At 50.6% G+C, this 24,927-nt stretch carries 25 protein-coding genes; 21 read left to right on the forward strand and 4 right to left on the reverse strand.

From position 1 onward, the window contains the following. Positions 1-49 precede the first annotated feature (49 nt). A complete protein-coding gene (locus tag EDM56_RS14410; protein WP_122918603.1) occupies positions 50-700 on the reverse strand; it encodes a GntR family transcriptional regulator in 651 nt (216 codons plus the stop codon). Positions 701-901: 201 nt separating this feature from the next. Between EDM56_RS14410 and EDM56_RS14415 the strand changes: the two genes are divergently transcribed. The 5 genes from EDM56_RS14415 (at position 902) to EDM56_RS14435 (ending at position 5,055) form a co-directional block, all read left to right on the forward strand. Next, positions 902-1,639: a hypothetical protein gene (locus tag EDM56_RS14415; protein ID WP_122918604.1), complete on the forward strand. Its 738-nt coding sequence runs from the start codon at positions 902-904 to the stop codon at positions 1,637-1,639. Between the two features lie 71 nt (positions 1,640-1,710). Next, complete coding sequence (locus tag EDM56_RS14420) at positions 1,711-2,661, forward strand: Gfo/Idh/MocA family protein (protein ID WP_183192441.1); 951 nt, start codon at positions 1,711-1,713, stop codon at positions 2,659-2,661. Positions 2,662-2,897: 236 nt separating this feature from the next. Further along, on the forward strand, positions 2,898-3,176 hold the full coding sequence (locus EDM56_RS14425; protein ID WP_122918606.1) for a CD3324 family protein: 279 nt from the start codon (positions 2,898-2,900) through the stop codon (positions 3,174-3,176). An 83-nt stretch (positions 3,177-3,259) separates the two neighbouring features. Beyond that, positions 3,260-4,003, forward strand: coding sequence for an MBL fold metallo-hydrolase (locus EDM56_RS14430; RefSeq protein WP_122918607.1), 744 nt, complete (start codon positions 3,260-3,262; stop codon positions 4,001-4,003). A gap of 161 nt (positions 4,004-4,164) precedes the next feature. Further along, positions 4,165-5,055 (forward strand): DMT family transporter, encoded by an 891-nt coding sequence (locus EDM56_RS14435; protein WP_122918608.1) that lies wholly within the window; start codon positions 4,165-4,167, stop codon positions 5,053-5,055. A 75-nt stretch (positions 5,056-5,130) separates the two neighbouring features. Here EDM56_RS14435 and EDM56_RS14440 read toward each other — a convergent pair whose 3' ends face one another. Then, positions 5,131-5,823, reverse strand: coding sequence for an ArsR/SmtB family transcription factor (locus EDM56_RS14440; protein ID WP_122918609.1), 693 nt, complete (start codon positions 5,821-5,823; stop codon positions 5,131-5,133). A gap of 213 nt (positions 5,824-6,036) precedes the next feature. On the opposite strand from EDM56_RS14440, the gene EDM56_RS14445 reads away from it, so the two are divergent. The 11 genes from EDM56_RS14445 (at position 6,037) to EDM56_RS31185 (ending at position 17,989) form a co-directional block, all read left to right on the forward strand. Beyond that, positions 6,037-7,674, forward strand: coding sequence for an MHYT domain-containing protein (locus tag EDM56_RS14445; RefSeq protein WP_122918610.1), 1,638 nt, complete (start codon positions 6,037-6,039; stop codon positions 7,672-7,674). Between the two features lie 151 nt (positions 7,675-7,825). Then, complete coding sequence (locus EDM56_RS14450) at positions 7,826-8,590, forward strand: SDR family oxidoreductase (protein WP_122918611.1); 765 nt, start codon at positions 7,826-7,828, stop codon at positions 8,588-8,590. Positions 8,591-8,852: 262 nt separating this feature from the next. Beyond that, positions 8,853-10,157 (forward strand): sigma-54 interaction domain-containing protein, encoded by a 1,305-nt coding sequence (locus EDM56_RS14455; RefSeq protein ID WP_122918612.1) that lies wholly within the window; start codon positions 8,853-8,855, stop codon positions 10,155-10,157. Positions 10,158-10,385: 228 nt separating this feature from the next. Beyond that, positions 10,386-11,546, forward strand: coding sequence for an ABC transporter substrate-binding protein (locus EDM56_RS14460; protein WP_122918613.1), 1,161 nt, complete (start codon positions 10,386-10,388; stop codon positions 11,544-11,546). A gap of 152 nt (positions 11,547-11,698) precedes the next feature. Continuing rightward, complete coding sequence (locus tag EDM56_RS14465) at positions 11,699-12,670, forward strand: ABC transporter permease (protein WP_183192442.1); 972 nt, start codon at positions 11,699-11,701, stop codon at positions 12,668-12,670. 9 nt (positions 12,671-12,679) lie between these two features. After that, the gene (locus EDM56_RS14470) at positions 12,680-13,471 is read left to right on the forward strand and encodes an ABC transporter permease (RefSeq protein WP_122918615.1); all 792 of its coding nucleotides are present in this window, start codon (positions 12,680-12,682) and stop codon (positions 13,469-13,471) included. Positions 13,472-13,478: 7 nt separating this feature from the next. Further along, positions 13,479-14,552, forward strand: coding sequence for an ABC transporter ATP-binding protein (locus EDM56_RS14475; protein WP_122918616.1), 1,074 nt, complete (start codon positions 13,479-13,481; stop codon positions 14,550-14,552). A 114-nt stretch (positions 14,553-14,666) separates the two neighbouring features. Then, positions 14,667-16,271 carry a flavin monoamine oxidase family protein gene (locus EDM56_RS14480; protein WP_122918617.1) on the forward strand — a complete coding sequence of 535 codons (1,605 nt, stop codon included), beginning with the start codon at positions 14,667-14,669 and terminating at the stop codon, positions 16,269-16,271. 27 nt (positions 16,272-16,298) lie between these two features. Next, positions 16,299-16,481 carry a twin-arginine translocase TatA/TatE family subunit gene (locus tag EDM56_RS14485; protein ID WP_122918618.1) on the forward strand — a complete coding sequence of 61 codons (183 nt, stop codon included), beginning with the start codon at positions 16,299-16,301 and terminating at the stop codon, positions 16,479-16,481. A 278-nt stretch (positions 16,482-16,759) separates the two neighbouring features. Continuing rightward, complete coding sequence (locus EDM56_RS14490) at positions 16,760-17,368, forward strand: DUF1533 domain-containing protein (protein WP_122918619.1); 609 nt, start codon at positions 16,760-16,762, stop codon at positions 17,366-17,368. A 336-nt stretch (positions 17,369-17,704) separates the two neighbouring features. Beyond that, positions 17,705-17,989, forward strand: coding sequence for a hypothetical protein (locus EDM56_RS31185; RefSeq protein ID WP_148040390.1), 285 nt, complete (start codon positions 17,705-17,707; stop codon positions 17,987-17,989). A gap of 54 nt (positions 17,990-18,043) precedes the next feature. Here the strand turns inward: EDM56_RS31185 and EDM56_RS14495 are convergent, their stop codons facing one another. Both EDM56_RS14495 and EDM56_RS14500 read right to left on the reverse strand, forming a co-directional pair. Beyond that, positions 18,044-18,472: an exosporium protein C gene (locus EDM56_RS14495; protein ID WP_122918620.1), complete on the reverse strand. Its 429-nt coding sequence runs from the start codon at positions 18,470-18,472 to the stop codon at positions 18,044-18,046. A gap of 141 nt (positions 18,473-18,613) precedes the next feature. Further along, entirely contained in the window at positions 18,614-18,796 is a 183-nt protein-coding gene (locus EDM56_RS14500; RefSeq protein WP_122918621.1) for a DUF1272 domain-containing protein, read from the reverse strand. Positions 18,797-18,967: 171 nt separating this feature from the next. Here EDM56_RS14500 and EDM56_RS14505 point away from each other — a divergent pair, with 171 nt between their 5' ends. The 5 genes from EDM56_RS14505 to EDM56_RS14525 all read left to right on the forward strand — a co-directional run bounded on the left by EDM56_RS14505 (position 18,968) and on the right by EDM56_RS14525 (position 24,879). Beyond that, positions 18,968-21,319 carry a histidine kinase gene (locus EDM56_RS14505; RefSeq protein WP_183192443.1) on the forward strand — a complete coding sequence of 784 codons (2,352 nt, stop codon included), beginning with the start codon at positions 18,968-18,970 and terminating at the stop codon, positions 21,317-21,319. 58 nt (positions 21,320-21,377) lie between these two features. After that, positions 21,378-22,526 carry a response regulator gene (locus EDM56_RS14510; protein WP_183192444.1) on the forward strand — a complete coding sequence of 383 codons (1,149 nt, stop codon included), beginning with the start codon at positions 21,378-21,380 and terminating at the stop codon, positions 22,524-22,526. 158 nt (positions 22,527-22,684) lie between these two features. Beyond that, positions 22,685-23,479 (forward strand): transporter substrate-binding domain-containing protein, encoded by a 795-nt coding sequence (locus EDM56_RS14515; protein WP_122918624.1) that lies wholly within the window; start codon positions 22,685-22,687, stop codon positions 23,477-23,479. 25 nt (positions 23,480-23,504) lie between these two features. Then, complete coding sequence (locus EDM56_RS14520; protein WP_122918625.1) at positions 23,505-24,164, forward strand: amino acid ABC transporter permease; 660 nt, start codon at positions 23,505-23,507, stop codon at positions 24,162-24,164. Next, the gene (locus EDM56_RS14525) at positions 24,157-24,879 is read left to right on the forward strand and encodes an amino acid ABC transporter ATP-binding protein (RefSeq protein ID WP_122918626.1); all 723 of its coding nucleotides are present in this window, start codon (positions 24,157-24,159) and stop codon (positions 24,877-24,879) included. The genes EDM56_RS14520 and EDM56_RS14525 overlap by 8 nt, the downstream gene beginning before the upstream one ends. Positions 24,880-24,927: the final 48 nt, after the last annotated feature.

The following is a 24,927-nucleotide window of genomic DNA, read 5'->3' on the forward strand; positions in this document are numbered from 1 at the left end:
GAGCAATCGGGGGGCTGTATTGTTTTCATCGTTTACGAGATAGACATGTTCACATCAGTTCGGGGTACTCGATGTTCCAATGGGTGTTCTGGATGAAGTCGACCAGACCGTTCTTGTCCTTTTGGCGGAACAGCGCCAGGATATGCTTGTGCTCCTCGTTCATCTGCATGAGGATTTTCGCCAGCTTTTCCTGGTCATTGCTGAGGTACGATTGCCGAATGAAGCTGTTTTGCAGCGATTCGAGTATGGAGATCAGCGACGGATTGTTGCATTTCTGGATGTATACCTCATGGAATAGCGTCTGGTATTTTTGATAGTCTGCGTAGTTGTTTTCTTTGATGGAGCGGTCGATCCGCTCGATGAGCGCTTCCATTTTGAGCAGATCGTCTTCTGATACATGGTCGGTCGCTAGCTTTGCCGCCAGGGCGTCAAGTGAGCCGACAATCTCCAGAACGTCCAGCTTTTCTTTCGTTTTCAGCTCTTTGACGAGGAAGCCCCGCCTTGGACGGTATTCCAGCAAGTTTTCGGAAGCCAGCTGGATAAGTGCCTCGCGAACCGGGGTTCTGCTGACCTCCAGCTTTTGGCAGATCATGGCTTCATTGACTTTTTGGTTCGGGAGCAGCGTCCCGTTCTGAATTTGCGTCGCGATGAATTTATATACATGATCTTTGAGAGATTGATAGTTGCCGCCGATCGTCATTCACCTCTATGAAAAACAATTTTTGTATACAATATAATGGTAGCATTCTTCCCTAGCATCTTCAAGGAATCATCTGGGATTGGGATAAAACGATAGGAAACGGATTGACGAGATTCTTTGAAAATTGCATTTTACGAAACGTTGCCTCTATAGTAATATTTTTACTATTGTTTATTGTGAGTATATGAAGGAGAGGAAACGATGCAGCGGAAGTTTGTTCTAATTTTTTTCATGATTGCTTTACTTTTCACCAGTTTGAACAGCGCGTTCGCACAGGCAGAAGCAAATGCCGACCCGGCACAGGGAAAGAAGCTTAAAAGCTTGGCTTTTACCGACAGCAAGATGAAAATCAAATTTTTTGAATCGAAAGTGTTGAAAGTACTCGCCACCTTTGAAGATGGTTCCGTCGAGGATGTGACCAGTAAAGCGGCATTTGCAACCAGCAATATTATGATGGTCGATATTGATAGGGAGAACCCAAGTGTTCCCGGGAAGATTTGGGGGGGAAATGAAGACGGCGTTGCTACGGTGACGGCCACTTATGAAGGGATGACAGCTAAAATTACCATTACGGTATTGCCGATCAAGTATCATTACTTCAAACTGGATGTTTTTCCAAACGAAAATTCGGATTTCACGTTTGGACAAGATGTCTTCATTATGGCCAAAGTACCCAAAAAGAAAATGCTATCACCGAAAAAAGCGAACGGATACATTTATGGGATCATCATTCATGGGGAAAAAACGCTTGATATCGAGCATACGATGACCTACGAGGATAACCAATACATCTATATTGTCGGAAGCTTCACCCTACCGAAGGAAGGAAACTACTATGCGGAAGTGTCCATCCAGCAGAATTCGCAGTATGTGCCGGGGGAAGTATGGCTTGGCGAAGGGAAGTCGCATGAGTTCACAATCGTCAATTACGACAATTAGTAGCGCTCAATCACCCCTCCCGTTCTATGTTACAATGAATGACATGTAACCAAAGGGAGAGTGTAGGGATCATGACAAAGCCAAAAGTCGGCATCATCGGGCTCGGCGCAATCGGGTTCGAGATGTTGAAAGAGTTCCATGCCAATCCTGATGTGGAAATCGGAGCGGTTTGCGATGCGAATGGGGAACGAGCCCGACAAGTAGCGCACGAGTTCAATATCCCGGCTGCTTATACGGCGTATGCCGACCTGCTGGCAGATCCAGCGATCGAGAGTGTCTATATCGGTGTCCCGCCTGTTTATCATTGCGAAATCGCCGTGGCTGCGTTTGCTGCGAACAAGCACGTGCTTTGCGAAAAGCCGCTGGCGAACTCCGTCGGCGAAACCGTGCAGATGGTAGAAGCGGCTGGCAAGGCTGGAAAGATTCATGCGATGAATTTTCCGTTGAACTATACGACTCCTGTGCGCGAATTCGCCCGCTTGGTCGACGAAGGCTACTTGGGCGAGCTGCGCCGCGTGGAGATCACCCTGCAATTCCCGGATTGGCCGCGGGCCTGGCAGCAAAATGACTGGATCGGGAAGCGGGAGCAAGGCGGTTTCGTCCGCGAGACAGCTCCACATCTGCTGCAGATGATCCAGCGGGTGTTCAAGGAGCTGCCGGAGCTGCAATACAAACATACGGAATATCCCGACGATCCGGAACTGTGCGAGCGAGGCATTGTCGCCCACTTTCAGATGAAGAACGGTGCGCTGGTGATTTTGCGCGGTGGCAGCCATACGGCAGGCGAGCAAAAAGTGGAGCTGATGGCGTTTGGGACAAAGGGCGTACTTGCTTTGACCAACTGGGACGACCTGTACGGAGCGCAGGGCAGCGAACCGATGACACTGCTCACGAGTGGCGGGGAGTACGCACAGGAGCTGATCTCCCAGTTCGCGGCAGCGATGCGTGGCGAACCAGCCGAACTGTACGATTTTACGGTAGGTCATCAGGTGCAGCAATTGCTGGAGGAGCTGCTTGACTAAGAGAAAGAGCAGCTGGAGGGAGTTGGGATGCGAGGCGCGTCCCACCCCTTTTTTTCATTACCAACGAAACGCGGAAAGGAGTGGTTTCCATGAAAGACGGGCTTATCAGAAAAGCCGATGTTGGCTCTGGGCAAAGGGTTCCGCATCTACTTTGTTCAGAGCCGAATCGATAAGGAAGCCGGAACGCTTTGCTCATCTATATACCGAATCTGCTATATAGATAGGAGCAAACGGACATGAAGTATCAAAATGCAAACAAGATTTTGCCAAAAGAATTGCTTGCCAGCATTCAAGACTATGTGCAGGGCGGTTATTTGTATATTCCCATTCGCCAGGAGAAAAAGAAGCGGTGGGGCGAGCGGACGCGGGCCAAAGAAATCATGCGGGAGCGCAACGAAGCTATTGTGGAGGCATATCGCCAAGGGCTTTCGGTCAAGTCGCTTGCAGGTCGTCATTATTTGACGGAGCACAGCATCCGCAGAATCATCCGCGACAACGCCTGCGTACAATCTTAAGACTGACTCGAACGCGAACTTTCCAAACGACGGCACAAGCTCTATGCTGACGTAAAAACGACAGTGTCGAAGGAGGGAGCAGGATGAGCTGCGTACATTTGCTCAACATCCGCTTTGCGCATAACGGAATCGAGCAGGTTCTTACACCGGTATTACTGCGGGATGAAGCGGAGACGATCCTCGTCGATTGCGGTTATCCGGATTTTCTGGGGCTGCTGGATGGGGCGGCACGCCAGCACGGGATTCCGCTTGAGACGGTAACGAAGGTGATCGTGACACATCAGGATCTCGACCACGTCGGTTCGCTTGCGGCTTTGAAGAGGAAGCATCCGCATATTGAAATCATCGCGCACGAGATCGAAGCGCCATATCTCGCGGGGATGAAAAAGTCGCTACGACTGGAACAGGCCGAAGCGATGCTTGATTCGCTGCCTGATGAAGAGAAACCGAATGGACAGCAATTTATCCATTTGCTGCAATCGATCGAGCCTGCCGTCGTCGATCGGACGGTCAGAGATGGCGAGCGCTTGCCGTGGTGCAGCGGGATCGACATCATTCACACGCCTGGCCATACGCCAGGGCATCTTTCGCTCTATATTCAGGAAAGTAAAACCTTGATCGCAGGAGATGCAGTCGTTGTTGAAGCGGGGCGACTTGAGATCGCCAATCCGCAGTTCACGCTTGATTTGGAAGAGGCACTCCGCTCTGTCCGGCGCTTATTGGACTATGAGATCGAACACATCGTCTGCTATCACGGTGGTAAGTACACAAACGATGTGGGGCAGGGGCTGCGCGATCTCCTGAGCCGCTATGATTTTGGCTCATAAAAGAGGCATTCGCTACAATGCACGCATCGTTCGATCAGGGTCGTAATAATTCTCCCCTATACTACGAATACATTCAGGTTGTGAGATGGGGGAGAACAAATGGATACAACGGTAAAACAAGCATGTGATCAAGGGCGCGTTCGGCAAGGGAGGGGTTGGCGATGAATCCGTTTTTGTATGTCATCCTGGTGATTGTGACGACATCGTTGATGGGCTCGTCCTTTGCGATCGGCAAGCTTGGGCTAGCTTACATCTCGCCATTGCTACTGGTCGGCTTTCGCTTCACCATCGCTGGTGTTTTGATGGCGCTTTGGGTATATAAAAAGACGAAACCATCCACGCTGCAGGACTGGGCGCGTATTTTCCTGATCGGCTTTTTCCAGACGGCAGGCGTGATGGGCTGTATCTTTTTGAGCCTGCGCACTATCACAGCGGGAGAATCGTCGATCCTGACCTTCACCAATCCACTTCTGGTCGTCCTGCTCGGTACGATTTTTTTAGGCAACCGGTATCGAATCGCACAATGGATTGGCGTTTTAAGTGGATTTCTGGGCGTGTTCATCACGCTCGGCTTCCACTTGCAGCTGACCACAGGCACGCTGTTCGGCCTGGGCTCGGCGATTTCCTGGGCGATTGCAACGCTTTTGGTGAAGCGGTGGGGCCAGAGGTTTCAAATTTGGGTACTGACCGCGTATCAGATGCTGTTTGGCGGTTTGCTGCTGCTAGTGATGGGTGTGACGTTGGAGACGCCCCGGCTGCTGATCACGCCATCATCAATCGGCATCGTGCTGTGGCTTGCGATCATGGCCTCGATCGTGCAGTTCGCCGGATGGTTTTATTTGCTGAAAATCGGTGATCCCGGCAAAACGAGCGCCTTTCTCTTTTTGGCCCCGTTTTTCGGCGTATTGTCCGGGTGGGTGATTTTGGGCGAGGTCGTCCAATGGTATGTGTATGGCGGCGGGCTGTTGATTTTCGCCGGGATTTTTTTGGTGAACTGGACGGCTGCCAGAACGAAACAGCAGCATCCGCTGCGGTTGCAAAAAGAGGGCTGAACCAGGTCGATCCGCAAAAAATGGCTACCCGTGCAAGAGCGTACGCCTCTAGCAGTGGATAGCCATTTCTCATTTTCAAGAAGGAAGAACTAGGCCGAATTCAGCGGCGAAGCCTTCTCGTCCCGCTGCTGTCAGGCGTGCGGCCCGGCCAGCAGGCTGCCGCTCGATCCATTTCAGCGCAAACAGCCGATCGGTCAGTGATGCGCCCAAGCTGCCGGCCAAATGATGACGCCGTTCGCTCCAGTCGAGACATTGGCGGGCAAAATGGCGTCGGCTTTTCGGTTTTCCTTCCACATTCACACCGAAATCATGCAGATGGCGCTTGCCCTCTGGAAGCAGCGCGAAATCACGGCCGGATTCTTCTAGGTACTGCAAAGCTAGCAGCCTTTCCGTCAGCGCGACCCCGACGGTGCCGGCCAGATGGTCATAGCAGGTCCGGCAATACTGCAATTGCTTCAGTTGGTCTGATTCGCGCAGAGAGCGTACGGGAGCCGGATTGGCGATGACAGACAGCGCCTCGAGCGCATGAGCGACATCGGGGCTCGCCAGCCTGTAATATTTGTGCCTCCCATACGACTCGCAAACCAGAAGCTGTCCTTCTACCAATTTCGCTAGATGGGAACTGGCGGTTTGCGGGGTGATGCGAGCGCAGCGGGCCAGCTCGCTCGCCGGCAACGCTTTTCCATCAATCAGATTGATCAGGATGGCAATGCGTGAAGGATCGCCGATCAATGTGGCAATCTCCACCAGATTGGGACTGGAATACATCTTCTGACCACCTCCATACATAATTCGATAGTAAACGAATAATGATTGTTATGCAATCAAGATGTTTACATTTTCCATTTCCGGGTATATGGGTAATTACAGTTCATTCTTGCTAAGATTTTCCGAATTGCTATTATTATCTATGGGGCTTGTGCGGCGGAATAACGTGGTGCTGCCTCAGCGTTGATCTTTTGTGAGAGCGAGGAATTTCTAGTGGAGCACATTCATGGCTCGTACGATTGGGTACTTGTCGTTTTTTCATATGTCGTAGCAGTGGTTTCAAGCTATACCGTTCTTGATTTGGTTGGGAGAATCAGCACAACTAGCGGGAGCAGCCGCTGGAATTGGCTGGCGTTTGGCGCCATTGCAATGGGGATGGGAATCTGGTCCATGCACTTTGTCGGCATGCTCGCTTTTACATTGCCGGTTCCCGTCCCTTATGACCTCCCGATTGTCATGCTATCCGTTTTGATCGCGATAATCGCATCGTTCATTGCTTTGTACGTGGTCGGTCGCGAACAGGTCACGTTGTTGCAGTTGCTTGGAGGGGGGATGCTGCTTGCCTGTGGCATATCGGCGATGCATTACACCGGTATGGCTGCTATGCAGATTGGCATCACGTATGATCCTATCTTTTTCCTACTATCTATAGCCATCGCCATCATCGCTTCTATCGCGGCGTTGTGGCTGTCGTTTTATTTCAGAAGGGATACGGGCGGCAGTGCGGTATGGAAGAAGCTGGGCAGCGGCTTGATCATGGGAGCAGCTATCGTCGGCATGCACTACACGGGAATGAAGGCGGCCCATTTTCAACTGGGGGAAAATACCGGGCTGTCCACTGGCATGGTGCTCGATCAAAAATGGCTCGCCTATCTGATTGCGGGCGGGACGCTTTTCACGTTGGGCTTGTCCTTGTCGGGTATCTTTGTTTCGCGGCGGTTCTCGCAAAAGGATGGGCAAATCAAAGCGAAGACCGAGGAGATTTACAAGATCAACCAAGAGCTGCGGCAGCTCAACGACAATCTGGAGCAGCTGGTAAAGGAACGAACCGCGCAGCTTGAGCGCGCGCATGACGAGGCGATCAAAGCGAATATGATCAAGAGCCAGTTTCTCGCCAATATGAGCCATGAGCTGCGGACACCGCTCAACGCGATTATTGGCTACAGCGAGATGCTGATGGAAGAAGCGGAAGAGATGGGCGAGAAGGTGTTCGTCGACGATCTCGGAAAAATTCGCAAGTCAGGCAAACATTTGCTGGCACTAATCAACGACATTTTAGACATTTCCAAAATCGAGGCAGGCAAGATGGAGATTCAGCTGGAAGCATGCAGCCTGGAGTTGCTGGTGCAGGAGGTCGCCACGACGCTGTCTCCGCTGCTCGACGCGAACGGCAATCAGCTGAAGTCTCAGTGTGAAAACGGCGAAATCATCACGGACGTCACGAAATTGCGGCAGGTTTTGATCAACCTGCTGGGCAATGCGAGCAAATTCACGAAAAACGGCACGATCAGCCTGCGCGTTTTGAAGCAATCCAGAGGGCAGCGAGCAGGGGTGACTTTTCAGGTAACGGACACAGGAATCGGCATGACGCCGGACCAAATGGCAAACTTATTCCAGCCCTTCACGCAGGCAGATTCGTCCACTACGCGAAAATTCGGCGGCACCGGATTGGGGCTCGCGATCAGCAAAAGCTTTTGTACCATGCTGGGCGGTACGATTGAGGTGGACAGCGAATTTGGAGTGGGAAGCACATTCACGTGCTGGCTGCCTGCCAACGCGGAGCTGGCTCGAGGGGCACAGGATGAGGAGTATAGTGGAAGCGAGAAGCCTGTTGGAGCGGGCATTCCGTGACAATCATACCCATGGAGGAGAGATCGTTGGTTGATCTGCTCTTTTTGTTTGGCGGGCAGTCTGACTGCCGAATGAGACAGCAACATTTCAAACAGTCTCCTGTGATAAAACTGGTTGTGTAGGAACAACAATCCAGAAGGAGTTGGTTGGGATGGCCGTATTGGCAGGAAAAACCGCAGTTGTCACGGGTGCAAGCAGAGGAATTGGGCGCGGAATCGCGCTGCGGTTGGCGAAGGAGGGCGCAGCGGTCGCTGTTCACTATCGGAAAAACCGGGAAGCAGCGGAAGCGGCGGTTGCTGAAATCAAGGAGCAAGGCGGAATCGCGGTCGCAATCGGGGCTGATCTTATGTCCGTGCAAGGCGTCCATGATCTGTATCATTCGCTGGATGGATTTTTGGCGGAACATGCGGGAGGGCATCATTTCGATATCCTCGTGAACAATGCGGGGATCGCCCAGATGGCGACGATCGAAGAGACGACAGAGTCATCTTTTGATGAAGTCATGAACATTCATGTCAAAGCCCCGGTTTTTCTGATCCAGCAAGCATTACCCCGGTTGCGGGAAGGCGGGAGGATCATCAATATTTCTTCCGCTGTGACGCGCATCGCGTTTCCTGCTCTTTTCGGCTATAGCATCTCGAAAGGCGCAGTCAATACGCTCACACACACGCTGGCAAAGCAGCTTGGAGAGCGGAATATTACGATCAACGCCATTTTGCCTGGCATCATCGATACCGAAATGAATGCCGCCATGCTGCAGGATCCGGCAGGACAGCAATTCGCAGCCGGGTTGTCCACATTCGGCAGATGGGGGCAGCCCCAGGACGTTGCGGATATTGCCGCCTTTCTCGCCTCGCCTGACAGCCGGTGGGTAACAGGCCAGCTGATCGATGCGAGCGGCGGGTCCCATCTGTAAGCAACGGGCTGCTGAATTTATTTGCGCGGTAACAAAGAACCAGACCAACACGATTTGTTCGTGGCTTGGTCTGGTTCTTTTCGCTTCATTGTATTGAACCGATGATGTATGCAAAAACGAGTGACATTCTCAAAAATGAAATCTTTCGTTTCACGCGACACGCGCCTTACCGTCTTTGCTTGAGTGGAAATCACTGGTATAGGAATTGCTTGTTACAAATACATGCATGTGTACCACAAGCCAGGGAAGGAATGAAAGCTAGATGCTGACGATTGCGCGAATTACGACGAGCGGCGAAATCTTTTGGTGTTCATCGAATTGGCCGTATGTAACCGGGTTTTCGTTCCTGAAAACGATCGGGAGCAAAGCCCCGGAGCTGCTGCCTGGCTATGAATTGCATTTATCGCACCAGGCGCAGAGCGTTATTTTGTCGAAAAGAAAGCTGTATGTCCACACCTTTCAATTGGCCGACTCGCAAGTGTTGATCTTGGAAGATCGCGAGGACAATGGTTCGGCTGCGCTCATCGCAGCGGGGCAGAACGGGGCGGGCGCGGGCTTTTCGCAAGGGATGAAGCCCGGGGAAGGAAACTTGCTGTTCGATTTGCCGAGTCCGGGGATGAAGGGAGTCATCGCTAGCATCGCTAAGGTTGCCGCCACCGACATGACCGTGCTGATCTACGGAGAGACCGGCGTCGGCAAGGAAGGGATCGCACGGTTGATTCACGAGTCGAGCAAGCGACGCTACGAGCCCTACGTCATCTTGAACTGCGGGGCGATTCCGGAGACGCTGATCGAATCGGAGCTATTCGGCTACTCTCCGGGGGCATTCACAGGCGCTGACCGCACGGGAAAAAAGGGTGTATTTGAGGAAGCAGAGGGAGGAACGCTGTTTTTAGACGAGATTGGGGAGCTTCCGCTTGCCTCACAAGTCAAGCTGCTGCGCGTGCTCCAAGAGCGTTCTTTCAAAAAGATCGGGCAGCCGCGCGCGATCCAGGCGGATGTCCGCATCATCGTCGCTACCAATCGCGACCTCGAAGCAGAGGTGGCGGCAGGACGCTTTCGGGAAGACCTATACTACCGTCTCTGCGTCGTGCCGCTCACGATTCCGCCGCTCCGGGAGCGGACGGAGGACATTTATCCGCTGCTGCAATTTTTCCTGAAAAAGTTTACAGCAAAATACGGACTGAGCAGGACTTTGTCACCACGGGCAATCCGTTCATTGATGAGCTATTCGTGGCCGGGGAATATCCGCCAGATGGAAAACATGATGGAAAGACTGGTCGTGATGGCAGAGGAGGAAGAGATTACACTGGCTGATTTGCCTGTTTCCGTCCGCGAGCAAGCAAGACAGCAGGAACTCGCACAAGAGAGCGTGCCGGCGGATGATCAGGAAGCGAAACCGATCAAGATTCATAAGATTCTCCCGCTAAAGGAAGCCACCGCTATTGTGGAAAAGGAGCTGCTGCAGATGGCCCGAGAACGGTGCGGCTCCACGTATGAAATAGCCGCGATGCTCGGCGTAGACCAATCGACGATATCACGCAAATTCAAGCAGTTTTTGGAATGATGCGGAATTGCATGAATACATCAATAATTCGGTAAAGTAATGCACGCATGCACGCTCTTTATTCTCATTTTTGATAATATACAACTCATTTTTGAAAAATCCGAAAGAAAACCTTATCCCTATCGCTTTTTTAATTTTTTGATCATTCTGGCACGCTACTTGCTACATGAGTAGGGCAGGAATGATTTTTTTACTGTAGATGCTTTTATAAACAATGGGGGGAAACAGATGAAGAAGATGCAAGCAAAAACAAAATGGCTTTCCGTGCTATCCGGTGTGGCAGTATCCGCGCTTTTGCTAACCGCATGTGGCGGTGGCGGCGGTGAGACGTCCGGCACACAGCCGCAGCCCGACACTTCCGCTAGTGGCAATGCAGGAGATGCAAAAGACAAGTTCAAAGGCCAATCATTGAATTTGCTCACATGGGAAGGCTATGCCGATCCGAAGTTCACCAAAGCTTTCGAGGACAAATACGGCGTAAAGGTAAATCCAACGTATTTCGCCTCGAGCGACGAGCTGCTCGCCAAGCTGAAAGCGGGCGGCGGCGATACGTATGACATCATCTCGCCGTCAACGGACGTGGCTGAACTGCTCGTGCAGTCCGACATGGTAGAACCGATCGACACGTCCAAAATCAGCAACTACAACGACTTGAATGAAACGCTGCGCAATATGAAAGATGTGCAAAAGGATGGCAAGCAATACGGGCTGCCGTTCGCCTGGGGACCTGACTATCTCATCTATGATGCGGACGTGGTAAAAGAGGAGCCGAAATCATGGAGCGTTTTCTGGGATGCGCAGTATAAAGGGAAAGTGTCGGTTTACGATGACATCTCCAACATTTATATGATCGGCCAGATGCAAGGCTTGGACAAAACCGACAAAGGCGCGCTTTACAACATGACGCCGGAGCAGCTGCAGAGTGCCAAGCAGAAGCTGATCGAGCTGAAGCCAAACGTGCGCAAATACTGGACGACAGCGGGCGAGCTGAACGACCTGTTTGCCAATAAGGAAGTGGCGCTTGCAGTAGGCTGGCCGCTTACGGTTTCTGAGGTGAACAAGAAAGGCCGCAACCTGAAGTGGACGATTCCTGATGAAGGCGCGACCGGCTGGATCGACCGTCTGATGATCGTCAAAGGCTCCAAGCACCTTGAGCTGGCGCAACAGTATCTGGATTACATCGCCAAGCCGGAGCCGATGGCACAGGTGGCGGAAGTGACCAACTACAGCGTCGCCAATGCAAAAGCTGCTGAATTCATGTCCAAGGAGCTGCAAGAAATCACGTACATCAACGATATGGATAAGCTCTTCTCCAAAATCAACTTCTGGCAGTATGTAAAAGAACGCGCTTCCTACAACGATATTTGGACTGAGGTCAAGACGAACTGATCGGTTTTTGACGCAAAAGGCCTGGCCATAGGCTGGGCTTTTTGTAAGTGCAACCGCGGCTTAAGCCAAAAGCATGGCGTAGCCAGGTTTTCTAACCTATGCGACCGAGAACCACAAAGAAACTACAAAGATCCATGAGGAGGGTGTGGGAGATGTACGAAGTGGAACGAAACGAGGCTGGGACAACCGCTCCAATCTCCTCGGAACAAAAAGATCGGCGGCCATGGTTGAAAAAAGTGGTTGGGAAAAAGCTCTTGCTGCCACTTTTGCTGCCGCCAGCGATTTGGCTTTTCATGTTTTTGTTCATGCCATACTTCAACCTGTTTACGTACAGCTTCTGGAAGCCGGGGCCGTTTGATGTCATCAAGGAGTTCAATTTGTCGAACTACACCAAATTTTTCACCGCCACAACAGGCGGGCAAGCGCCTTACAAAGTTTTGCTCGATACGCTCGAGCTTGCTGTCATGGTGACGGTCTGTACCGTGTTGATCAGCTTTCCACTGGCCTATTACATCAATTTTAAAGTGACACGAATGAAACAGGTCGTTTACATGCTTGTTATTATCCCGCTGTGGGTGAGCTACATCGTGCGGGCCTATTCGTGGAAAATCATTTTGGGTACAAACGGGATTTTGAATTCCGCCTTGATTTGGCTCGGCGTCACCCATGAGCCGCTTGATATTTTCCTGTACAGCAAAATCTCGGTCATCATCGGGATGGTGCACATTTACACGCCGTTTGTGCTGATGCCGATCTATACAGCGCTGGAACAAATTCCGCGCAATCTGATGGAAGCCTCCAAAGATTTGGGCGCCAACCGCTGGCAAACGTTCTCCCATGTCGTACTGCCGCTGTCGCTGCCAGGCATGATCGCCGGAGCGACGTTTGCATTGGTGCTTTCAATGGGCGACTTCCTCGCGCCGCAGCTTCTGGGGGGCCCGAACAGCAGCACGATGATCGCCAATATCGTGCAGCAGCAATTCGGTACGTCCAACAACTGGCCGTACGGTTCAGCCATCGGTATCATCATTCTGCTTTTGGTACTGGTCATTCTGGAAGTGACGGGCCGGGCCGAGAAGCGCTATTCCACACTCGATTCGTCACAAGTCAGAGGGAGCAGGTGAGTCGGTAATATGACAGGACGATTGAATTTGAATCTGATCACAAAACTGTTAGGGCTGTTTTCGTTTCTGGTGCTGGCCTTCTTGTACTTCCCGCTCTTGGTGGTCGTCGTGTACTCGTTTAACGCTGACAGCATCAACAGCTTTCCGATGACAGGGGTCTCGCTCAAATGGTACCAGGAGATGGCGCAAAACAAGGCGTTGATCGAGGCGTTGGGCCATTCCGTGACGGTCGCTTTGATCAGTACCAGCGCTGCGGTCCTGCTCGGCGTGCCAGGCGCATTTGCAATGGATCGCTTCAACTTTGTCGGGAAAAAGGTGTTTGAGCGCATTGTTCTCTTGCCGTTGATTTTGCCGGGGATTTTAACCGGGGTGGCGATGCTGAGCTTCTTTCAGGAGCTAGGTATTCAGCAATCGATGCTCGCTGTGGTCATCGGTCACTCCACCTTTTTGATCGCAATTGTGATGCCGCAAGTCTATGCGCGCCTGAAACGGTTGGACCGTTCCATTGAAGAGGCGTCGGCCGACTTGGGTGCCAATCGGTTTCAAACATTTTGGTATGTGATCTTGCCCAATATCCGCACTGCCTTGATCGGATCAGCACTGCTCAGCTTCACACTGTCGCTCGATGAAATCCCCGTCACCTTTTTCCTAAACGGGGTCTACAGCACCTTGCCGATCCAGATCTGGGGGATGACGCGCAATGGATTTTCGCCTGAAGTGAACGCGATATCGACGATTGTGTTCATCACTTCATTGCTATTCATCATCATTTCCACAAGATTGAACAACAGAGAGGAGTAGAGTATCCATGGGAGAGCTGGCGATCCGCCTGGAGGGCGTCAACAAACGCTTTGGTGAGAACCACATTGTCAAAGATTTGGATTTGGAGGTATACCGCGGAGAGTTCCTTACGCTGCTCGGTCCGAGTGGCTGCGGAAAGACGACGACGCTGCGCATGATTGCCGGGTTTGAACATCCAGATTCCGGCATGATTTTGCTGAACGGCAGCAATGTCGCGGGTTCTCCACCGAACAAGCGCGATGTGAACACCGTGTTCCAAAACTATGCGCTGTTTCCGCACATGACGGTCAGCCAAAACATCGGGTACGGCATGAAGCTCAAAGGTGTGTCTGCCGATGAAATCAAGCGGCGTGTCAATGAAGCGCTTCGCATGGTGCAGATGGAGGCGTTCGCCGACCGCAAGCCGCGTCAAATGTCGGGCGGTCAGCAGCAGCGGGTAGCCGTCGCCCGCGCGATCGTAAACAAGCCGACCGTCCTCTTGCTGGATGAACCGCTCGGCGCGCTCGACCTGAAGCTGCGCAAGCAAATGCAGTTCGAGCTCAAAGCGCTGCAGCAAAAGCTTGGCATCACGTTCATCTATGTTACGCATGACCAGGAAGAAGCACTCACCATGTCCGATCGGATCGCGGTCATGAACAACGGCCAGATCGAGCAGATCGATAGCCCGAGCGTGATCTACAACCGTCCGGCTACACGCTTTGTCGCCGACTTCATCGGGGAAACCAACCTGCTGCACGGTACGCTCGACGCTAATTTGGGCAAAGAGCTGAAGGTCTCGATTGAAGGCGTCTCCTTTACCTTTGAAAAAGGGGAAGCGTCTGTCACAGGCCGCGATGTCTTCATTTCCATCCGTCCCGAACAGGTCAGCATCAAGCGGCAGCGCGCAGAGGACGAGGCTTGCCTCGTCGGCCGTGTAACCGAGCAAGTCTTCATCGGTTCGTTTTACAAAACGGTCGTCACACTGCCGACCGGTATGGAAATGGTGGTGGCCCAATCGGCTGCGCAGGGCGAGTTTGCGCATCAGGGCGATGAAGTGTATTTGACGTGGGAGAACAGCAAGGCGGTTGTTTTGGCAGGCTGAGATTTGTACGAATCAAAAATCCGGGCACTCTGCAATCAGAGGATGTCCGGCTCTTTTTAAGGTGAACTATCAGAAAAATAAAATTTTTACAAAAATATCAGGGGGCAGTTACTCATGAGAAGTATCCTCGGGCAAAATTTGAAAAAGGCAGCGTCTATCGCACGGGAGGCAAACGAACGTAACATCAGCGTCGATCAAGTGATTGCGGAACGAATGGAAAAAGCGATTTCTCGCCGCGACTTTTTGAAAGGGACCGCTTTGGTGGCCGCTGCTGTAGCGGTCCCGCCGACGCTGTGGAGCATGGGCGCTTCGGCCGCGAAAGCGGAAGCGAAGACGTCGCAAAAAATCGTCGTGGTTGGTGCGGGCTTGGCCGGTTTGACCTGTGCCTACCGGTTAAAGACGAAAGGGATCGAGGCTGAGGTGTACGAGGCGGCGAAACGGGTTGGCGGCAGATGCTACACGCGCCGGGGAGATTTTGCTGATAGCCAGATCGCGGAGCATGGCGGTGAACTGATCGATACGGAGCATCAAGACATCCGCAAGCTGGCGAAAGAGCTTGGCCTGACGCTCGATGATCTGCCTGCTGCCGAGCTTTCGGGCACGGAGGAAATCTACTACATCGACAACGCACCGTATTCACTGCGCGACATTGCAAACGACTTCCAGCAAATTTTGCCGATCATCGAGCGGGATGCAAAGGATGCGGGCGACTATTCCTATGCGTCATCCACCGCCCGGGCCCAGGAGCTGGACCGGATGTCCGTTGCCGACTGGATTCGCGACAATGTTCCCGGCGGCTTGAAGTCACGCATGGGCAGGCTCTTGCGCGTTGCATTTACGGCCAATTCAGGAGCGGAAATCAAAGAGCAAAGCGCCCTGATTTTGATGGAGACGTTCGGCTCGTACAAACCGCACGGAAACGTGTCGTTTACCGGTAGCTCGGATGAGCGCTTCCACGTGCGTGGTGGCAACGACCTGATTCCGACCCGAATGGCCGAAGTGCTGAAAGGGCAGATCAACACCGAGCACGAGCTGATTGCCATCAAAAAAGAGAAGGATGGCGGGTACAAGCTGACGTTCCGGACAGGAGAAACGACGAAAGACGTGAAAGCGGATCAGGTCGTTCTCGCGTTGCCGTTCTCCATTCTGGGTTCTTCCGTCGATTTCAGCCAGGCCGGATTCTCCCGACTGAAGTCGCGGGTCATTCGCGAGCTCGGGTTCGGCTCTTGCTCCAAGCTGAACGTCCAGTTTACCGACCGACACTGGCGTACGCTCGGGCTAAACGGGTCAAGCTATGGGGATCGAGGCTATGCCAACGTATGGGAAGTGTCGCGGAACCAATCCGGACAAGCCGGCCTGATGGTCAGCTTCACCGGCGGCGATATCGCCAAAACGTTCGCGAACGGCGACCCGCAAGCCCACGCCCAAACCTTGCTGAAACAACTGGAGCCGGTATTCCCGGGGATCACCGGCAAATGGAACGGCAAAGCGACGGTGGATTATTGGCCAAGCTACAAATGGACGAAAGGCGCCTACTCGTACTTTGGCGTCGGGCAATACACCAAATTTTACGGAGCGGCCGCGGAGCCGGAAGAGAATTGCTATTTTGCCGGTGAGCATACGGCCGAGTATTACGGCTTTTTGAATGGCGCTGTGGAATCGGGCGAACGGACGGCACAACAAATTCTGCAAAGCCAAAAAGTTGCAAAGCAGGCATAACGTCAAATGCAGGAGGAGTGAGGGAAGATGAGTGCGATCGGTATCCCCGGTTTGATCGTGATTTTCCTTTTGGCGCTAATTCTGTTCGGACCGAAAAAGCTGCCACAGCTCGGCCGGGCGATTGGGCATACGTTAAAAGAGTTTAAGCAGTCCACGCGGGGCTTGGTGCAGGATGAAGGAGCGGATGTGCAACAGGAAAAGAAAGCGTGATGGCAGAGGGAGTATGGTGGCCCCCGGAAAAAAGGCGGCGAAGTGGACAGCGGAGAAAGCGAGCGGCCCCAACCCATGGCCGCCCCGAATTGTACCGAGTTGTTCAGATCTTGTTCAAATCGCTTTTGTAGACTGGTTGAGGGGAAATAAGCACCATGAAAACAGGAGGATTGAGATTGTACGGCTGATGGAACGCCGTGTGCGCTGAAAGGCGCCCGCACGGTGTAGGCTCGTTATAAACCCGAGAGGAATAAGACGAGAATAGCGTTACACCGTCATTGCATGCCGATGAGACGGACAACAATGTAGACAATGATCTGACGATTACCTTTACGGATGATTCGGTATGGAGCTCCAAAGTAACGGCGGTCAAACTGGGCAGTAGTATTCTGAGCCCCGATGACTATTCGCTCACGAATGGAAAAGTTACGATTCGAAAAGACGTTATCCAAACGGTCGGTGATCATCACATTACAGTTGTAGCCACTGGCTATCAGGATGCGATGGTGACCCAGTCTGTGAAAGCAGGGGCTTTTTCGTCTTCCACATCTTCCGCAGAATTATTGGGGGATGGGGATATCATTTCTTTGCCTGGCGTCAACCAGTTCAAGCTGACGGCAAAAGATCGCTACGGGAACCCGATCCCAGACTATGTGTTCAAATACCAAGTCGAGATAGACAATGAGGATGGCGATAACCACACTGTGATAGTCAATGGCCAGCCATATGTAAGTGCTCATGTGGAAACTGCCGTATTTCCGGTCACGGCAGCATCCCCAGTGACAGGGCCAGATGGGGTAGCCATGTTCGAGTTTTCGTTGTCGGACGATAATTTCGGTTGGAGAGTCGACATATTGCTAAATGATGGGGAAACGGTCATTTGGTAGGGAAGAAAACAAGGGAAGGCGTTGGAATCATCGTAAAAAAAGAGGAGATCCGCAATAGCGGCTCCTCTTTTTTACGCTTCCGTCCATACGGTGAGTATCGACAGAAGATCGAAGTCATTCATTCACACAGTGAGAGATGTTCAGATCTTGTTCAAATCGGTGGTGTACACTGTTTGTGGGGAAATAAGCAAACTGAAAACAGGAGGATTGAGATTGTACGGCTGATGGAACGCCGTGTGCGCTGAAAGGCGCCCGCACGGTGTAGGCTCGTTATAAACCCGAGAGGAATAAGACGAGAATAGTCAAGGTAACGCAGCACCTATAGCAGCCAATGTAATGGTAATTGGTCTGCCCATTGTTGGCTTTCCGCAGGTAGGAAATTATGTTTATCTGGATGCGAATAATGATCTAGAAGGAGCAACTACCTTCAAATGGTATGCGGATGGAGTAGCAATCCCTGGTGCGACCTCAAATACGTATACCCCAACGCCTGCAGATGTTGGTAAAATTATTCAGCTTGAAGTAACTCCTGTGGCATTAACAGGCACACAGACAGGGACACCTGTGAAAAGTCCAGGCACAGCTCCTATTATGAGTAATCAAATGCCACCAGCACCTTAAGCACCTGCATGATCGATGATCCTCTAGGAACGTTCCTAGGGGATTTTTCTTTGTTTAGCTGCTCGTCTGAACGGCCAATCCACTAAAGGAAATAGGACCAACAACGTCAGCTCTAGTATTGGCCGTACGATTTTCTGCGGTTACGGTGTAAACATGAGTACCTGATCGTACATTTCGATCGATCGCCTGAAATGTAACCACGTAGTTTTGTTCAGAGCCAGTTGATTCAATACCTTGCAGTGTGTTGAAAATTTCCCTTCCGTCTCGGAAGATTCGAAAGAGAATTTGAGCGATACCGGTAACCCCTCGGACACCAACCGTTGCCACTAATTCCACCCGGTTGGGTTGAGATTTGGAGACGGGTATTCGCAATCGAATGGTTGCTAGACGAGTCCTTCCTGGAGAGCGTCTGATCGTAAATGATGTTGCTAGATTGAAAGAGCGACGTGGCTGAACAGCTGCTTTATCGAGAATACGTGCCAAAAAAATCACCTCCTTTAGTTCGATACCCTCAAAATATGGTGGAACATAAGAGCGTGATTGGACGACTATCAAACATTCTCGAAATAAGGCAGATCCATCATCGATATAACGAAAAAAACTCCCCATGGGGAGCTAATGCTACTACTGGCGCTTTGCTCTTCTCGGTCGGCGAAGAAGCTCACCAGAGCAGTTCGGACAAATGGCATTCATGTCATCCGTGCAATCTTTGCAAAATGTGCATTCATAACTGCAGATGTAAGCTTCCTGGTCAGGCTCGACTCGTTTCTGGCATTTTTCACAGCATTCTCTCATTTCCAATCCCATTGCAATCAGTTCCTTTCGTATTTTCAGTATCGTAATCGTAGAGAATCTCTGCCTGCTTGTGAAGAGACAGATTGTAAAGGGAACCATAAGGACAGAATGGATAAACGCTGGCGTATGCCCATACTGGATGGTACACTCTTTTCAGGCAAAGCAGCATGGGGAGTTGAGAGATTGATTGCCAAAAAAGTGATCGTACTGTTACTAGTGATTTGGTTTCTTACATCGGGTTTGGCGGTTGCAGAACCCTCCTCATCAAAAACGACATATGATGAAATCTATGAAAAGTATCACCGTGCAGCAGAATCCTTTTCTAGCGAATCAATTCCATTCACACCGGAAGAGCGGGAGTACCTGAAAGAAATGAGAAACAAACAGGTGAAAGTTCCGCTTGCGCCGGGTTTCATGGGCGGATTCTATGAATTTGACGAGAAAGGCAAAAACTACGGTGTCAATCAACTATTCTACTCCTTTTTAGAAGAGACATTGGGGCTCAAGCTGTCTTATGTTGCCGTCAGCGGTCCAGAGGATGTGTTCCATAAAATCGCGAACGGTTCCTTGGATGTGGCGCCAATCATTTATCGGCATCCGGCAGAATATTCTGGTATCCTGCTGAGCGAACCGATAAGCTACAATATGAATTACATCTTTTACTCGAATGAGAAAAAGATAACGTATGACTCGCTAGGGTACGCGCTGGAAGGGAAAAAAATCGGAACGGTCAATCTGTTGAGTGAAGATAGTCAACCGCTGAACCAATTCAACGATATCACGTATTTTCCTTACCGAAGCATTTCGGATGCGTATGAAGCATTTATGGCCAAAAAGATTGATTTCATTTACGCCAACGTCGAGAACTATCGAAGCTTTATCGATCACGGCCTCTTGGCATTGCCCGTACCCAATCCCAAAAACGATGAAACCTACCGCGTTTGTGTCAGTAGCTCCAATCCGCTGTTGCAATCGATCCTAAACAAAGCGATCGCCAGTATCATCGGGCAAACCGTTTCGGAATATGACAAAGAAATACGAAAGGCGTATTTGTATCACCATTTTTATATGACGGAACAGGAAAGAGAATTGCTGCGTTCAATCGGCGTCCTTCGCGTTATGGTGGATGACAACTTTACACCCCTTTCCTTTTATGATGAAAACAAAAATCACTATGCAGGTGCGAGCGTCGATCTTTTTGAGAGCATCGCAACGATGATCGGGTTGCGCTATACACTCGTTCATGATGAAAACATCAGCTGGTCAGAAAAAGTAGCCAAAGTGAAAAGCAAGGAGATCGATGTCCTTTTTCCCATCAGCATGACGCCAACCAGACAAAAATTCGGACTCTTTTCGCAGCCTTATTATTCCACGTACTATACGGTGATCGCAAAGGCGGAGAACGGGAAAAAGCTGAAATACGCCCAAGAGCTGCTTCATAAAAAAGTAGGGATCGTGAAGGGAACATCGATTACAGATTTTATCGAGACCATCATCCCAAAAGAGCAAATCACGTACTTTGACAGTGACAGCCACATGTATCGCGGATTGAAAAATGGACGTGTCGACTATATCATTCAAAACGAGAATGTCTTTTTAGAAGATTTTTATGAGAATGAGCTTTTTGATCTGACCTCGGTTTATCGCCTGCGAGAGTCACCGAAATATTACTGCTATTTTTTAAAACAGTCCGATAAGATGGAACAAGTCATCCCGATCATAAATCGGGCCATGAATTATTTCGATTCGAGTGAAATGGTGGCTGCCTATCAGGTAGGGGAAAGCGAGCTTCGGAACCGGTATATCGAGCAAAAGAGAAACCGAAATTTGATCGCATTTGTTTTGCTGATTGCCGTCGTTGTGCTGTCGCTTTTGGTGTACGGCTTTATTCGAACCAAAAAGTTTTCGAAAAAACTCGAAAAAGAAGTAGCCATCAACGAAATGGCCTATTTGCAATCACAGATCAAACCTCATTTTTTATACAATGCGTTAAGCGCGATCATGGCCTTTTGCTATACCGATTCGGAAAAAGCGGGGGATTTGTTGAACAGTCTCAGCAAATACTTGCGAATCGTCTTCAATACCGATAATCGGGGAGAGCTGGTGACGATCCAGCGAGAAATCGAACTGGTGAAATCATATGTGGATATTGAGCAGGCCAGATATGGAGAACGGCTTCAGATCTTTTTCGATATCGATCAAGCCTGTCTACAGCAACGGATTATGCCACTGCTGATACAGCCGTTAGTGGAGAATGCGATCCGGCATGGGGTTATGAAAAAAGCACAGGGTGGCACGGTGCGTCTTTCTGTCAAACAAATCGGCGAATCGATCACCGTCATCGTGTCAGACGATGGTGTCGGGATGTCGGAACAAAAAATCAAAGAAATTTTGTCTCGGAAGGAAACCGTGTCTGGCGTAGGTCTTGCCAACATCAAGCAAAGGCTGGGACATTATCCAGGCAAACAACTGACCATCGAAAGCAAAGAAGACCGTGGCACGATCATTACGTTACCATTACCGCTCAAGGAATAAAGTGAATTACACAACTGAAGAGAGACTTTATGCCTTCATCAACCAGGAGGAAATGCCCATGCTGCGTGCGATAACCATCGATGACGAGCAACCAAACCACATTCTTCTCAAGCGGGCCATTGAACAAAATGGTCAATTGGAAGTGGTCATGCAGTTTACCCACCCGGAAACGGCTCTTGGAAAAATCGAGGAGATTCAACCCGATGTCGCATTTGTAGATATCGAAATGCCAGACATGAATGGTTTGGATTTGGCAGAAAAGATGCTGGAGATTCATGGCCAGATGCATATCATTTTTGTCACCGCATATAGTCAGTACGCGATCGAAGCATTTAAAGTGAATGCATTGGATTATATTTTGAAGCCTGTCGACGCGGAGGAAATGAATCGAGTGGTTCGCAAAATTATGAGCCGAACGATTCCACACAAGCCTCCATCCACACAGGAGTCCCTAGAGCAATTGCCGAAAGCAAAAATCCTCTGCTTGGGGGAATTCGAAGTCTACGGAAACCGTTCTTCGCAAAAGGTGCAATGGATTACCGCAAAGGTTGAGGAGCTTTTGGCTTACCTGGTCATGCATCCGGGAAAACCGGTAGACAAATGGAAACTGTGCGATTTGCTTTGGCCCGCCCTCGACGCTGATAAAGCCACTACCAATCTCCATACGTCCATTTACCGTTTGAAAAAAACAATTGCGAATGAGCAGCTACCGCTGCAGATAAAAAGCAATAGCCATGGCTACTGGGTGGAGGTCGGGGAATGTTCGATTGATTATCTGGAATTTGAAAGGCTGAGCTCAACCTGGGCAAAGCATAACGAACTGCCCGAGGAAGAAGTGGCGTCGCTGATGAAAGCGGAAGCGTACTATCGTGGAGAGCTTTTTGCAAATAAAGCCTATCTGTGGAGCGTGGCACACAGTGAACATATCAACCAAAAATATATTCGGTTGTCCTACCGCTTGATCGATTATTTCGAGCAAAAGCAGTCGTTCGAGCAAGCGATGGAATACGCGAAAAAGCTATTGCAGTTGTTTCCGTATGAGGAAAAGGCCTGTATGGTGACGCTGGATATTTACGGAAAGCGCAAAGATAAGCCCGCACTCATCCGACAATACAAGCAGTATTGCGACGAGTTGAGGAAAGAAATGGGCTGCACGCCTTCTCTTAAAATGGAAAAGCATTATGAAACATTACTGAAATCCCTCTAGGGATCAAAAGCGATTTGAAACGGAGTTGTTTTTCCGATTCAAGTCGTTTTTTTGTTTTCTGAATTGTGATGAATGTCAGAATGATGTCAGAATGACAATTTATCATGCTCATAAAGGCAACGAGCTGTATAGAAAAAGATGTCAGAGGGGGAGAAGCAATGAAAAGAAACGGCTCATGGGTGACAAACGCGCTTGTGCTTGTTGTACTTGTAAGCGCTCTCGTTGGCTGTGCGGAGCAAAAAGAAAAAGGCCAAACGGAAAAGGCTTCAACGAAGGAAAAGCTGGTCATGGCGACCTCGGCAGATTATCCGCCGTATGAGTTTCATGATACATCGGGCGGCAAGGATGAAATCGTGGGGCTTGACGTCGATATTGCCACATACATCGCGAAGGAAATCGGAGTCGATCTGGAAATCAAGGACATGGATTTCAACGGGCTGCTGCCTTCTTTGCAGGCGAACCGGGCAGACTTTGTCATGGCTGGCATGACGCCGACAGAGGAACGGAAAAAAAGCGTGGCTTTTACGGATACCTACTATGAAGCAAAAAATACAATTGTCGCGAAAGCAGGAAGCCATTTGACGAAAATGGAGGACTTGGCAGGCAAGAACGTCGTTGTCCAATTGGGCTCCACACAGCAGACCACTGTTGAAGAAGCCGCCAAGCAAATAAAGGACATGAAGGTAACGCCACTTAATAAAATTGGCGATTTGGTTCAGGAAGTAATCACTGGTCGGGCACAGGCCGCGATTATTGAGGATACGGTTGCAAAGGGGTATGTGGTGTCAGGCAACCATTTGGAAATGAACCCGCTCCCGGACAACGGGGAAAATGCATACGCAATCGCGCTGCCAATCGGTTCCCCCAATGCGGAGAAGTTTAATCAAGCAATTAAAAAGCTGAAGGAAAGCGGCGAATTGGACAAGCTGACGAAAAAATGGTTTGACAAATAAGCAGCAGCGAGGAGTGTAACAAAACGTGGGCCTTGATTTTTCACGAATCAGCGACAAGCTGGTCTATATCCTGTCAGGGATTATCGATACCATGCAGTTTACCTTGCTGTCCGCATGCGTCGGATTTCTTGGGGGCGCTCTGCTTGCGTTAATCAAAATCTCAGACAATCGACCCCTGAAAGGACTGGCAGTCTTCTACACCTCGATTTTCAGAGGAACGCCGCTGATTTTGCAGCTGACATTGATTTATTTTTCCATTCCACAATTGACTGGCTATGACATCTCCCCACTCGGGGCGGGCGTGATTGCATTCGGCTTAAACTCAGCCGCCTATACTTCAGAAACGATACGTGCGGGGATTCTCGCCGTTGACAAAGGGCAGCGCGAAGCGGCCATTGCGCTCGGGATTCCGTACCGCAAGATGATGATCGACATCATTTTTCCGCAAGCATTAAAAAACATACTACCGGCCTTGGTGAATGAAAGCATCAACCTGCTGAAAGATTCCGCACTCGTTTCCGTGATCGGGGTGACCGATGTACTGCGCCGTGCCAATATCGTAGCTGCCGAGAAATTCATCTATTTTGAGCCATTGCTCGTAGCGGGACTGCTCTATTATGTCATGGTCATCGGGTTCACCGCTGCAGCGCGCCGTTTTGAAAGGAGGTTGAGGCGCAGTGATTAAGATTGAGAACGTAACCAAATCGTTTGGTAGCCTTCCAGTTCTCCAGGGAATTTCAACAGAGATAAAAAAGGGAGAGGTCGTCGCCATCATTGGCCCATCCGGTTCAGGCAAATCAACGCTGTTGCGCTGCATCAACCAGTTAGAAACCCCGACATCCGGCCAGATCCTCGTCGATGGCACAGCGATGACGCATTCAAAGTCAAATGTCATGCAGGTCCGTCAGAAGATTGGGATGGTCTTTCAGCACTTTCACCTGTTTCCGCACATGACCGTGCTGCAAAACATTATGTATGCGCCCATCCAGGTGAAAGGCGTGTCGAAGGAGGAAGCTGCCACAAAAGCGGTGGAGCTTCTGAAGCGGGTGGGATTAGCGGACAAAGCTGACACGTACCCGTCCCGGTTATCAGGCGGTCAAAAGCAACGAGTGGCCATCGCCAGGTCATTGGCAATGGAGCCGGAGGTGATGCTTTTTGATGAACCGACCTCTGCACTCGATCCGGAAATGGTCAAAGAGGTGTTGGAGGTCATGAAATCGCTCGCCTATTCCGGCATGACGATGGCCATCGTGACGCATGAAATGGGATTTGCGCGGGAGGTGGCGGATCGGATCTTGTTTCTGGATCAAGGCCAACTTGCCGAGGATGCACCACCCATCCAGTTTTTCACCGCGCCTAGAAGTGAACGGGCACAACTATTTCTGCAAAAAGTACTGTAACCGTCGTTACCGTATTTGATGCGATAAAAAAATGAGGGGGAACCAAAC

This window comes from Brevibacillus fluminis (assembly GCF_003710825.1).
Classification (GTDB): Bacteria; Bacillota; Bacilli; order Brevibacillales; family Brevibacillaceae; genus Brevibacillus_D; species Brevibacillus_D fluminis.